This is a genomic window from Chitinophaga sp. 22620 (assembly GCF_052044405.1).
Classification (GTDB): domain Bacteria; phylum Bacteroidota; class Bacteroidia; order Chitinophagales; family Chitinophagaceae; genus Chitinophaga.
Window position 1 is genome coordinate 124,730 of the sequence record NZ_JBQEMV010000001.1, and the last position, 12,167, is coordinate 136,896.

At 53.8% G+C, this 12,167-nt stretch carries 11 protein-coding genes; 3 read left to right on the top strand and 8 right to left on the bottom strand.

The window, feature by feature from the left end:
* The first annotated feature begins 78 nt into the window (after window positions 1-78).
* The 3 genes from ACTJIK_RS00475 to ACTJIK_RS00485 are packed head-to-tail and all read left to right on the top strand — an operon-like array spanning window position 79 to window position 1,787.
* Entirely contained in the window at window positions 79-630 is a 552-nt protein-coding gene (locus ACTJIK_RS00475) for an RNA polymerase sigma factor (protein ID WP_440644279.1), read from the top strand.
* A gap of 37 nt (window positions 631-667) precedes the next feature.
* Complete coding sequence (locus ACTJIK_RS00480) at window positions 668-1,288, top strand: hypothetical protein (protein ID WP_440644280.1); 621 nt, start codon at window positions 668-670, stop codon at window positions 1,286-1,288.
* A 7-nt stretch (window positions 1,289-1,295) separates the two neighbouring features.
* On the top strand, window positions 1,296-1,787 hold the full coding sequence (locus ACTJIK_RS00485; protein ID WP_440644281.1) for a hypothetical protein: 492 nt from the start codon (window positions 1,296-1,298) through the stop codon (window positions 1,785-1,787).
* A gap of 191 nt (window positions 1,788-1,978) precedes the next feature.
* Here the strand turns inward: ACTJIK_RS00485 and ACTJIK_RS00490 are convergent, their stop codons facing one another.
* The 8 genes from ACTJIK_RS00490 to purD form a co-directional block, all read right to left on the bottom strand.
* Window positions 1,979-2,725, bottom strand: coding sequence for an MBL fold metallo-hydrolase (locus tag ACTJIK_RS00490; protein ID WP_440644282.1), 747 nt, complete (start codon window positions 2,723-2,725; stop codon window positions 1,979-1,981).
* Between the two features lie 148 nt (window positions 2,726-2,873).
* The gene (mrdA, locus tag ACTJIK_RS00495; protein WP_440644283.1) at window positions 2,874-4,838 is read right to left on the bottom strand and encodes a penicillin-binding protein 2; all 1,965 of its coding nucleotides are present in this window, start codon (window positions 4,836-4,838) and stop codon (window positions 2,874-2,876) included.
* 39 nt (window positions 4,839-4,877) lie between these two features.
* Window positions 4,878-6,164 (bottom strand): rod shape-determining protein RodA, encoded by a 1,287-nt coding sequence (gene rodA / locus ACTJIK_RS00500; protein WP_440644284.1) that lies wholly within the window; start codon window positions 6,162-6,164, stop codon window positions 4,878-4,880.
* Window positions 6,165-6,168: 4 nt separating this feature from the next.
* The gene (gene mrdA / locus ACTJIK_RS00505) at window positions 6,169-8,136 is read right to left on the bottom strand and encodes a penicillin-binding protein 2 (protein WP_440644285.1); all 1,968 of its coding nucleotides are present in this window, start codon (window positions 8,134-8,136) and stop codon (window positions 6,169-6,171) included.
* Between the two features lie 31 nt (window positions 8,137-8,167).
* The gene (locus ACTJIK_RS00510; protein ID WP_440644286.1) at window positions 8,168-8,677 is read right to left on the bottom strand and encodes a rod shape-determining protein MreD; all 510 of its coding nucleotides are present in this window, start codon (window positions 8,675-8,677) and stop codon (window positions 8,168-8,170) included.
* Window positions 8,674-9,579, bottom strand: coding sequence for a rod shape-determining protein MreC (gene mreC / locus ACTJIK_RS00515; protein ID WP_440644287.1), 906 nt, complete (start codon window positions 9,577-9,579; stop codon window positions 8,674-8,676). Before mreC ends, ACTJIK_RS00510 begins: the two co-directional genes overlap by 4 nt.
* Before the next feature lie 72 nt (window positions 9,580-9,651).
* A complete protein-coding gene (locus tag ACTJIK_RS00520) occupies window positions 9,652-10,674 on the bottom strand; it encodes a rod shape-determining protein (protein ID WP_120518663.1) in 1,023 nt (340 codons plus the stop codon).
* 150 nt (window positions 10,675-10,824) lie between these two features.
* Window positions 10,825-12,105 (bottom strand): phosphoribosylamine--glycine ligase, encoded by a 1,281-nt coding sequence (gene purD / locus ACTJIK_RS00525; protein ID WP_440644288.1) that lies wholly within the window; start codon window positions 12,103-12,105, stop codon window positions 10,825-10,827.
* Window positions 12,106-12,167: the final 62 nt, after the last annotated feature.

Below are 12,167 nucleotides of genomic sequence, written 5' to 3' on the forward strand. Positions count from 1 at the left end.
GAACCTGAATCCATGGATAATGGTATATTTATAGTCTACACATCCTCCATGGATACACAACACACTGTTTAACCGCCTATGGCAGTAACGCAAGAAGATAAAGAATTACTGGCGCTTTTCAGGGAACCGGATACAAAGGAGAAGGGATTTACGCTCATTGTGCGCAAATACCAGGAAAGGTTGTACTGGCACGTCAGGCGCCTGGTGATAGATCACGATGATGCCAACGATGTTTTGCAGAACGTATTCATCAAGGTATGGAAGAACCTGGATAATTTCCGGGAGGATGCCCGTTTATACACATGGCTGTATAAAGTTGCCACCAACGAATGCCTCACATTCCTGGAGCAATTGAAGCGCAAATCGGCCATTTCCCTGTCCGACGTGGAAACAGGGCTGGCCAACAAGCTGCAGTCGGACCCGCATTACGACGTGGGGAAAATAGAATGGAAATTACAGAATGCCATCCTCAGCCTGCCTGAAAAACAAAGGGCCGTATTCAACCTGCGTTATTATGATGAAATGCCATATGAAGAAATGAGCAGGGTGCTGGATACGTCTGAAGGCGCGCTGAAAGCTTCTTATCATCATGCGGTGAAAAAAGTGGAAGATTTCCTGAAAAATAATTGATTTTTAAACCATCCGGGATAAATAACGTCTTAATGATATGACGCCCAAAGCAAAAGAAATAGTAGAGGAGTTGGGGCAGATAGCTCCGGAAATAGGCCCGCTGGGCTATCCGCCGGAGTTTAACCTGCCGCCCGGGTACTTTAACCGGTTCCCCGGCGAGCTGATGGCCCGCATCCGGCAGGAAGAGAACGCTGAGGAGGTTGAGCGCGAACTGGCGGAACTGTCTCCCCTGCTGGCCTCCATGCCTCGGAAAACGCCTTATTATACGCCTGCCGGGTATTTCAGCGAACTGGATAAAGAGATGGTGACGAACCGGGAAGCCGAGCCCACCGCCAAAATACTTCCGCTGAACAAACGGATCAGGCTGTTCAAACGCTGCCTGGTAGCCGCCGCCATTGCCGGCGTGATCAGCGTGGGCGCCATATTCGTGGCCAGGGAATATTCCGGCAGCGCGCTGGACCGCCAGCTGGCGCAGATCAGCGACCAGGAGATCGTGGATTATCTTCAATACAATACAGACGAATTTGATAATGAGAATATTTTTACAAATGTTTCGCTGGACGAAGAACTTCCTTCAGTACTGCCCGAAGAGCTGACCAATGAAGAGATAGACAAGATGCTGGAAGAGAATATTTTACAGGAAACACCCTTTAATTAATGCAAGAATGAATCGACGTAAGCTGATCTGGATAGTGCTGGCATTTTTCTGCATGGCCTGGCTGCCCGCCGGCAACCTGCACGCGCAGGACGCCCCGCAGGAAGACGCCGCCGCCAAGCAGGAGAAGATCAAATCCCTGGAACTCCTTTATATTTCCAAGGAACTGGACCTGACGCCCGAAGAAGCCCAGAAATTCTGGCCGGTGTATAACAAATATTCCAAAGAAGTAAATGAACTGATCGCCGAACGCCGGAAAAAGGCAAAAGAACTGAAAAACGTGCCCCGCACCGATAAAGTGGCCGAAGAAGCCATGGATAAGGAACTCGGCTACGAAAAAAAGATGCTGGACATCCGCACCCGCTACAAGCAGGAATTCATGAAAGTGCTCCCCGCCCGGAAAGTGAGCAACCTCTACCGCGCGGAAAGAGAATTCAGGGGCATGATGATCCGGCAGCTGAAAGAAAGAAAGGACAACCGCATGATGCGGCGCCATAAATAATTATCATCAATAAATATGTAGGAAAAAAAAGCGGCCGGCCCTTCTGAGCCGGCTTTTTTTAGCCCGTCATTGCGAGGAGCAGCAGGGCTAAAGCGGGTGGGGCGACGAAGCAATCTCCCACATGGAATGAAGATGGCCCAACATTCGAAGGCTGCTTCGTCGCGGCTCCTGCACAAATAGTATCAGCCGGCTTAAAATTTAGTGGTCGGCAGTTTGGTATCGTGATAAAAAAGGAAGGTCCAGCCCTCCGCCTTTCCCCGCTCCATATATTGCTGCCGCAGCTCCATCGTTTTTTTCCCGTCGTAATCGTATTTCGCAATAAAACGGCTCCGCATCATAGAGATCTGCGGCGCCTCATCTCCCCCGAAAAACACCTTGTCCTCGCCATCGTCTATCAGGAACACCTGGTGGTAAGGGCAATGCCCGCCGCTGTGCTCATAGTGTATATAACCGTCTATCGTGCCATTGCCCTCCGTGAACACCACGTTGTCCCTTTTAGGCAGCAGGTTCACTTCTTCCGCGAGGTACGATTTGCCGTCGTTGGCAATGGCATAATCCAGCTCTTTGCGGCTTACGTAATAGGTGGCATGGGGAAAGCTGAGGGAACGTTCTCCCGTAATAATATCCTCCATGCTCACACCGCCCGCATGGTCCTTATGCAGGTGGCTCATCAGCACCTTGGTCACTTCCATGGGATTGATGCCATTGTCTATCAGGTTCTGGTGCAGCTGCAGAATACCATCCGCATTGCGGAAGCCCAGGCCGGTATCCAGCAGCAGGATGTCCCTGTCTGTGATCACCAGGAAGGGTTGTATCTCCACCAGCAGGGAGCCGGCGCTGCGGTCTTTCATGGAGTCCTTATGTTCGTCGTAAGGAATGAATTTCTTGGTTCCGTCTACTGTAAAACTTCCTTCCGAAAGCGGTATGATTCGTGCCATTCTGCAAAAATAAGCAAAATGAGTATGCGCTTGCTTAGATACATGCAGACTCCGTCGCGCCCCACTTTGGCTCTGCTGCTGCTCGCAATGACGAGCTGTTCACACAACGACGGCATTTGCCCGGCGCCGCATGTAAGCGCCGGCCCAATTATTTGTTGATGATCTTTCTTAAAAGTTCGTCGCCGGTTGAAGCCATATAGCTCACGCTGTTCAGCGAATCGAGTTTGGATTTGGCCCTCATTTCCGGGGAGATGGTGATGGATTCGATCATCTTATCGAGGATGGGCCTGCGTTTGGCGGAAATCGTGTCCGTCAGGTATTTTTCCATCAGAATGCTGGCGATGGGCACTGCATAGGTGGTACTAAAACCGGAGTTCTCCACGATAACGGCTATCGCGATCTTCGGATTGTCTTTCGGTGCAAAACCAACGAACAGCGAGTGGTCTTTCAGCTGCACCGTCTGTCCGTTGATGCGTGCTTTGTTTTCCGCGGTACCTGTTTTACCGCAAACGGCGATACCGTCTATCTGCACGCCTTTGGCGGTGCCTTTGGTCACCACATCTTCCAGGCCCAGCACCACCGAGTTGAACGCTTCGTCTGAAATATTGGCTACGCGGTGTTTTTCTTTGTATGGTTTCAGTACATCAGAACGGTCGTCGTCTATGCTTTCCACGAAATGCGGCACATAATAAAAGCCCCTGTTGGCAATGATGCACATGGCATTGGCAAGCTGCAGCGGCGTAAGGCCCAGTAAACCCTGGCCCATGCCCACATACATCTCGGAGCAGGAATTCCACTGGCCGGCATAACGCCTGTTCATGCGCGCAGTGTCAGGCACATCGCCGCTTTTTTCGTTGGGGATGTCCACGCCCAGCCTTCGCCCAAGACCCATGTCGTTGAGATACGACACCCATTTGGCCTGCCCCGCCCCGATACCGCCCCATTTCCTGTTGTCTACGCTCAGCCGGTAAAGATGCATGAAATAAGCGTTGCAGGAGTTGGCCAGCGCGCTGCGCATGTTGGCCGCATGCCCCACATTGCTGTGCAGGCAGCGGCTGAAGCGGCCGCAATTTCCGTAACCGCCGCGGCAGTCGAAACCGAAGTCCGGCCCTACTACCCCTTCGTCCAGCGCAATGAGGCCGGTGATGGGTTTAAAGGTGGAGCCGGGTGGATAAGAGGCGGAGATCGCGCGGTTGAACATGGGCGACACCGTGTCTGTAAGCAGCCGGCCCAGGTTCTTGGCCCTGTAGGAGCCGGAAAGCAGGTTCGGGTCGAAGGTGGGGCCGCTCACCATTGCGAGGATGCCGCCGGTTTGCGGGTCTATCGCCACGATGCTTCCCACTTTCCCCTTCATCATTTTTTCCCCGAGCAGCTGCAATTCTATATCCATGGCCAGGCGCAGGTTCTTGCCGGCAACGGCGGCCGTGTCGAACTCGCCGTTTTCCAGCGGGCCCTGCGGCCTGTTCAGGTTATCTTTCACCAGGTATTGGATGCCGCGCTGCCCCATCAGTACGTTCTCGTAAGTGCGCTCCAGCCCCGTCATCCCGATGTAATCGCCTTGCTGGTAAGCGCTGTATTTGCCGGAAGTATCGTTCAGCATGCCGGGCGATATTTCGCTGATATAGCCGAACACGTTAGCCCCCACGCCGTAAGGATAGCTGCGCACGGGCCTCAGCACCAGCTCGAAGCCGGGCTGGAACATGTACATGCTTTCCTGCAGCTTGCCGTACACTTCGGGCGTAAGCAGGCTGGCGAATACGGATGGGCGCACCGGCCCTTCCTTCATGCGCGCGTTGGCGATGCGTTTGATGAATTCTTTTTTGTCTATCCCCAGCACTTCACAGAGATACGAAGTGTCTATATTCTTCACGCTGCGCGGGGTCACCATCAGGTCGTACAGCGCTTCGTTGCGCATTACGCTGCGGCCTTTGCGGTCGTAGATAATGCCGCGGCTGGGATAAATTACTTTGCGGAGGTGCGCATTGGCATCCGCCAGCCTGGAGTATTTTGTTTCCACTACCTGCAAATAGAACAATCTGGCTACGATGAGTGCCACCACGCCGAGGCAGATCAGCTGGATCACTCTTTTTCTGGGCTGATTAAAAACAGACATGCAGGTTTCCTTTTAAAAAGATCTCTAAAGTTATTCCGCCTAACGCAGCACCATCTGGCGGTCCGCATCGAGGCGCAGCATAATGAAAATGAGCATGGTGAACGTCATCAGGGAGGAGCCGCCATAGCTCACCAATGGCAGGGGTATGCCTATCACCGGCGCAAGACCGATGGTCATGGAGATATTAATAGCCAGGTGGAAGAAGATAATGCTTGCCACGCCATAGGCGTATACCCGGCTGAATGTCGATCGTTGCCGCTCCGCGATGAAAATGATCCGGAAGAGCAGGGCGATGTAAATACCGAGGAATATGAGGCTGCCGAAGAAGCCGAAGTCTTCTCCGATGGTGCAGAAAATGAAGTCGGTACTTTGTTCCGGCACAAAGTCGAAGCGGGTTTGGGTGCCTTTGAGGTAACCTTTGCCCCAGAGGCCGCCGGAACCGATGGCGATCATACTCTGGCGGGTGTTGTAGGTGGCCTTGGGATCGTTCTCTTTGCCCAGCATTACTTCAATACGGCGCACCTGGTAGTCTTTCAGCACCTTGGTGAAAGCGAACGGCACAACGAACATCACGAAAGCGGAGCAGAATGCCCACAGCCCGATGATCATCACCAGGCGCGAACGTTTGCGCCGTATTTCCCTGCGGCTGAAATAGACCACCAATGCGGCAATGCCGGTAAAGATATACAGCAGCACGTATTTATCCACCAACAGGGCGGACAATACAAGAATGATAGCCGAGAACGCGATCACCAGCAGGATGCCCGGCAGGCCTTCGCGGAACATCACGAGGAAAAAGCAGAAATACACCAGCGCAAGGCCCGTTTCGTCCTGCAAAATGATGAGGCCGAAAGGGATCAGCACCATAGACGCCGCAATCAGGCGGCTGCGCATCTTGGTGAAATCCGTTTCCATGCTGGACAGGTATTTCGCCAATGCCAGGTTGGTGCACAGCTTGGTGAACTCTGCCGGCTGAAAGCGGAACCCGCCCAGTTCCAGCCAGGAGTTGGAACCTTTCACCCCCGTACCGATAGCCAGCACCACCAGCAGCAACAGTATACCGAAGGCATAGAAGAGGTTCGCGGTAGCGGTAAAGAATTTACTGTCTGTGAGCCAGATGCCCAGCGCCAGCACCATAGACACGCCGAACCACAGCACCTGCCTCGCCCAGTTCTTGTTCTGGGAAAGAAGGTTCTGGATCACATGGTCGCCTTCCCGGTACTCCGCGGCAAATATGGCCAGGAAGCCGATAAATACCAGCGCGAGGTACATCCCGAAAATGGGCCAGTCGATGCCTGCTGTGAGTTTCGCTTGTGGGCGGTTCATGGTTTTATTTTGAAAGAATTCTTCTTAATAATGCTTCCCGTTCAATGGAAGAGGCAAACATGTTGTTGAGCGAATCTATTTTGGATCTGGCGCGCATTTCCGTGCTCATGGTAACGGTTTCCATCATTCTTTGCACAATGGGCATACGTTTGGCGGAAATTGTGTCCGTCAGGTATTTTTCCATGAGGATGCTGGCGATAGGCACTGCGTAAGTGGCCCCGAAACCGGCGTTCTCCACGATCACCGCGATGGCGATCTTCGGGTTGTCTCTCGGGGCGAAGCCCACGAACAGCGAGTGGTCCTTCAGCTGCACCACCTTCCCGTCTATCCTCGCCTTGTTTTCGGCGGTACCGGTTTTGCCGCATACGGCAACGCCTTCGATCTGCGCTCCGCGCGCCGTGCCTTTCGATACCACGTCTTCCATCCCCAGTATCACGGAGCTGAAAGCCTCGTCGGAAATGTGTTCCGCTACGGATACTTTCTGTTTGTATTTCCGCAGGATGTCTGAATTGTCGTTATCGATGCCCTCCACGAAATGCGGGATGTAATAGTAGCCCCTGTTGGCAATGATGCACATGGCATTGGCCATTTGCAGCGGCGTCAATATCAGCTGGCCCTGGCCCATGCCCACGTATACCTCCGAGCAGGAATTCCAGGAGCCGCGGTACACGTAGTTCATTCTCGCCGTATCGGGCACCACGCCCCTCACTTCGCCGGGTATGTCTATGCCCAGCCTGCGGCCGAGGCCCATCAGGTTCAGGTAATTGGTCCACTGCACCTGCCCGTTCACTACGCCGCCCCATTTCCGGTTGTCTACAGACAAACGGTAGAGGTGCATGAAATAGGAGTTGCAGGAGTTGGCCAGGGCTACGCGCATGTTGGCCGCGTGGCCGGGATTGCTGTGCGTGCAGCGGATGAAGCGGCCGCACAGGCCGTAGCCGCCATGGCAGGGAAAGCCGAAGTCCGGCGTGATCACGCCTTCGTCCAGCGCTACCAGGCCGGTGATGGGCTTGAAGGTGGAGCCCGGCGGGTAAGCCGCCTGCACTGCGCGGTTGAAGAAAGGTTTGGTGGTATCGAGGTAAAGCTTGTTGTAATTCTGCGAACGGTAAGAACCTGAAAGAAGGTTCGGGTCGAAGGTGGGGCCGCTCACCATGGCCAGGATGCCGCCGGTAGACGGGTCGATGGCTACAATGGAGCCGACCTTGCCCTGCATCATGGCCTCGCCCAATACCTGGAGGTCTATGTCCAGCGCAAGGCGGAGATTTTTACCGGCAACGGCCGCCGTGTCGAACTCGCCGTTTTCCAGCGGGCCCTGCGGCCTGTTGAGGTTGTCTTTCACGAGGTATTGTATACCGCGCTGCCCCATCAGGATATTCTCATAGGTATTTTCCAGACCCGTTCTGCCGATGAAGTCGCCCTGCTGGTAAGCGCTGTAGCGCCCGCTGGAATCGGCCAGCATGGAAGGCGATATTTCGCTGATGTACCCGAGGATGTGGGCGCCCGCGCTATAGGTGTAATTGCGCACGGGCCGCAGCACCAGCTCGAAGCCGGGCTGGAACATGTACATGCTTTCCTGGAGCTTGCCGTATACCTCGGGGGTCAGCAGGCTGGCAAATACAGACGGCCTCACGGGCCCTTCTTTCATGCGGGCCGCGTTGATGCGTTTGATGAATTCTTCGTGTGTGATGGACAATACCTCGCAGAGGTATGCCGTGTCGATATTTTTTACGTTGCGCGGGGTCACCATCAGGTCGTACAGCGCTTCGTTGCGCATTACGCTGCGGCCGTTGCGGTCGTAGATGATGCCCCTGCTGGGATAGATCACCTTGCGGAGGTGCGCGTTGGCGTCCGCCAGCTTTGAATATTTGGTTTCCACTACCTGCAAAAAGAACAACCTCACCACGATGAGGCTCACCATGCCAAGGAAAATCAGTTGGATTACTCTTTTTCTGGGCTGATTAAAAACGGACATGCAGGTATTTTGTTAAAAAATTATCTCTGTATTACTTCCTGCTGAAAAACAACAGCTCATAGATCAAAATGAGGAACAGGCTGGTTGCTGTGCTCAGCAATATTTTTATCAACAGGTACAGGGGATCGGAAAAACTGAAAACGGACAAACAAAAATAAACAATGTGGTGCAACAGCACGAGCACTGATACATAAATGGCAAATTGCGAAGTGCCCATGCTTGTTATGGAAGGCGTGCGCTGCGTTCCTTCAAAGCCGCCCTGCGGCGAAAGGATGTTGAGGATAAAGGGGCGCAGGTAAGCGATGAACACACAGGCCGCCGCATGCAGGCCCATGGTGTCGGTAAACATGTCCAGCGTAATGCCCAGCAAAAATCCGAGCAGCTGCAAAGCGGGCCGGGGAAGGTTGAAAGGCAGCAGCAGGATGAAGAGCATGTACAGGTAAGGGTTTACCAGCTGGTGAATGAGTATCTGGTCCAGCACCAACACCTGGAACAGGATCAATAATATAAACCGGATGATATTTTTTAACAGTACGCTCATTTTAACAGGTTGCGTGTTGAATCTTCCAGCCTGGTCTGCTCATCGCGCAGCAGGTTTTCGATCACATACACATATTGCAGGTTGTAAAAGTTGGTAGCGAGTTTAAGACGGATGGTGTAGGCCGTGCTGGATTTGTCGGACACGTAGAACGTATCTATATAACCCACCGGCAGGTTTTCGGGGAACACGGCGGAGTAACCGCTGGTTACCACTGTATCGCCCTTGTGCAGCTTAGCGCTGCGGGGAATGTCCTTCATCTGTACAAACCCGGCATTCATGCCATCCCAGCCCACGGTGCCCGTTTCGCCGGAGCTGCGCAGGCGGGCGCTCACCCCGAAGTTGGAGGTGTTGCCGGTGCCGCGGCTTTTATAGAGCAGGGAGATCACCACGGCATAGTTCTCGCTTACGCTGCGCACTACGCCCACCACGCCGTTGGGCCCTACCACGCCCATGTTCGGGCGCACGCCGTCTTTACTGCCGCGGCGGATGGTGATGGTATTGATCTCGTTGTTCACGGAATTGTTGATCACTTTGGCCTCGCGGTAGAGGAACTTGCGCACTTCGGTGCTAAGCAGCTTGCGGGCGGTATCGTTGCTGAATTTACGGAGGGTATCGTGCACGATCACGGCGGAAGTGTCCCTGATGTCGAAGCTGCTGGCCAGCTCGTTGTGCAGGCGCAGGTTTTCTCTCACCAGGCTGTCGTTGGTGGCTTTAAGATGGAAATAATACTGAACGTCGTTGTATTGCGTGTAGAGCTTGCCGCTTACGCCGTTGGCGGAGTTGAGGTATACCGCACGCTGGTGGTTGTTGGTCCTGAATACGAAAATAAAGCAGATCACTTCCAGCAGCAGAAACAGAAAGAAGTTGAAGTACCGCCTTAAAAAAATGATCAGATTGCGCACTGGATACGAGTCTAAGGATTCCGTATTTTTATTTCACCCCGGCAGGCCATGACCAACCGGGGTGTAAAGATTTTATTGCATCAGGAAAGGATATTTGCCAATATGTTTCAGGGCAATACCGGTACCTCTGACCACGGCGCGCAGCGGATCGTCTGCTACGTGCACGGGCAGCTTGATCTTCTGGCTGAGGCGCTTGTCCAGCCCGCGCAGCAGGGCCCCGCCACCGGTGAGGTAAAGGCCGCGGCGGTAAATATCCGCTGCCAGCTCGGGAGGGGTTGTTTCCAGCGCTTTCAGGATGGCCTCTTCGATCTTGAAGATGGATTTATCGAGGGCTTCGGCTATTTCCTGGTACGATACCATGATCTGTTTGGGGATGCCGGTCACCAGGTCGCGCCCGTTCACGGGGATGTCGTCCGGCGGATTGTCCAGCTCCTTCAGTGCGGAACCGATGCCGATCTTGATCTGCTCTGCGGTCCTTTCACCGATCAGCAGGGAGTGGTAGCGGCGAAGGGCTTCCATGATATCTGCCGTGAACTCGTCGCCGGCGATGCGGATGCTCTGGTCGCACACGATACCGGCCAGCGCGATCACGGAAATACCGGTGGTACCGCCCCCGATATCGATGATCATGTTACCTACCGGTTCCTCTACGTCTATGCCAATACCAAGGGCGGCTGCCATTGGTTCGTGAATGAGATATACTTCCTTGGCGCCCGCCTGTTCGGCAGAGTCGCGCACGGCGCGCTTTTCCACTTCCGTGATGCTGGAAGGGATGCAGATCACCATTTTCCAGCTTGGCGCAAATAACGGCTTCTTCGGATACACCATTTTGATAAGCTCGCGGAGCATACCCTCTGCAGCATTGAAATCCGCGATCACGCCGTCTTTCAAAGGACGGATCGTGCGCAGGTATTCATGCGTTTTCTCGTGCATCATCATCGCCTTTTTGCCTACAGCAACGATCTTGCCACTGGCGCGTTCTATAGCCACAATGGAAGGTTCGTCCACAACCACCGAATCATTGTGAATGATCAGCGTGTTGGCGGTTCCAAGGTCTATTGCAATCTCCTGAGTTAAAAAGTTAAAGAAGCCCATTGTTTGATACGGTCGAAAATATTTGATGCAAAAATGAATAATTCTAACGAATATACGAGACAATTATTGGATTATTCAACAGATATACAGAAATAAATGAAAGAAATGCTTTATGCATATTTTCGTTATGCCTGAACCCCGTAGATTCTCCTAATTAACAAATTCATAGCCAATGTCCCGCCTGTAATACTTACCCCCGAACGATATGCGCTCTGCCGTCTGTTTTGAATGGGCAAGTGCAAGCTGCAAATCGCTTGCCAAAGATGTGATTGCCAGCACTCTGCCGCCGTTCGTCAACACCCTGTCGCCGTCGGATTTCGTGCCCGCGTGAAACACCAGTTGGTCCTTCGCCGGAGCCGGTATGCCGGTGATCTCCATCCCTTTCTCATATGCTTCGGGGTAACCGCCGCTCACCAGCATAACCGTGGTGGCTGCCCGGGGGTCCTCATATATCTGCAGCTTGTCCAGCTGCCGGCCCGGTACTGCTGCAAACAGCTCCAGCAGGTCGTTCTGCAGGCGCGGCATCACCACTTCCGTTTCAGGATCGCCCATGCGGCAGTTGTATTCTATCACGTACGGAGCGCCGTTCACGCTGATAAGGCCGAAGAAGATGAAACCCTGGTACACGATGTTCTCCGCCGCAAGGCCTTCCACCGTAGGGCGGATCACCTGCTCTTCCACCTGTTTCATAAAAGCCCCGTCTGCAAAAGGCACGGGAGACACGGCGCCCATACCCCCGGTATTGAGACCGGTATCGCCTTCGCCGATGCGCTTGTAATCCTTTGCCACGGGCAGCAGGCGGTAGTTCTTCCCGTCCGTCAGCACGAACACGGAGCATTCGATGCCGGTGAGGAACTGCTCTATCACTACTTTCCGGCCCGCGTCGCCGAACTTGGCGGATTTGATCATCTCGCCGAATTCCTTCACCGCCTCTTCATGGTCCGAGGTGATCACCACGCCTTTGCCGGCCGCCAGCCCGTCTGCCTTCAGCACAATGGGCAGTGAATGCCCGCGCAGGTAAGCCACGCCTTCTTCGAAGTTGTCTGCGCTGAACTCGCGGTAAGCCGCGGTGGGTATGTTGTGGCGGAGCATGAATTCCTTGGCGAAGGCCTTGCTGCCTTCCAGTTTGGCTCCTTCCAGGGAAGGGCCTATCACGGGGATGTGCCGCAAAGCCTCATCCTGCTTGAAATAATCGTAAATGCCGTTCACCAGCGGCTCTTCGGAACCGGGCACCACCATGGCAATCTCATTGCTCAGGCAAAAGCTGCGGATCGCTGCAAAATCGCTCACCCCGATGTTCACATTGGTGCCATGCTGGGCCGTGCCGGCATTGCCAGGGGCAATGAACAGCTGCGTGCAAGCCGGGCTTTGTGTCATTTTCCAGGCCAGGGCATGTTCCCGGCCACCGCTACCTAACAGTAAAATGTTCATAATGGATTGAAACGTAATAAAATGAGGGGAATCTCCGGTGTAGAACGTGATGTAATACCCGC

Coding starts and splice junctions, on each gene's coding strand:
- ACTJIK_RS00475 (WP_440644279.1), top strand. CDS start 79: ATGGCAGTAACGCAAGAAGATAAAGAATTACTGGCGCTTTTCAGGGAA.
- ACTJIK_RS00480 (WP_440644280.1), top strand. CDS start 668: ATGACGCCCAAAGCAAAAGAAATAGTAGAGGAGTTGGGGCAGATAGCT.
- ACTJIK_RS00485 (WP_440644281.1), top strand. CDS start 1,296: ATGAATCGACGTAAGCTGATCTGGATAGTGCTGGCATTTTTCTGCATG.
- ACTJIK_RS00490 (WP_440644282.1), bottom strand. CDS start 2,725: ATGGCACGAATCATACCGCTTTCGGAAGGAAGTTTTACAGTAGACGGA.
- mrdA (WP_440644283.1), bottom strand. CDS start 4,838: ATGTCTGTTTTTAATCAGCCCAGAAAAAGAGTGATCCAGCTGATCTGC.
- rodA (WP_440644284.1), bottom strand. CDS start 6,164: ATGAACCGCCCACAAGCGAAACTCACAGCAGGCATCGACTGGCCCATT.
- mrdA (WP_440644285.1), bottom strand. CDS start 8,136: ATGTCCGTTTTTAATCAGCCCAGAAAAAGAGTAATCCAACTGATTTTC.
- ACTJIK_RS00510 (WP_440644286.1), bottom strand. CDS start 8,677: ATGAGCGTACTGTTAAAAAATATCATCCGGTTTATATTATTGATCCTG.
- ACTJIK_RS00520 (WP_120518663.1), bottom strand. CDS start 10,674: ATGGGCTTCTTTAACTTTTTAACTCAGGAGATTGCAATAGACCTTGGA.
- purD (WP_440644288.1), bottom strand. CDS start 12,105: ATGAACATTTTACTGTTAGGTAGCGGTGGCCGGGAACATGCCCTGGCC.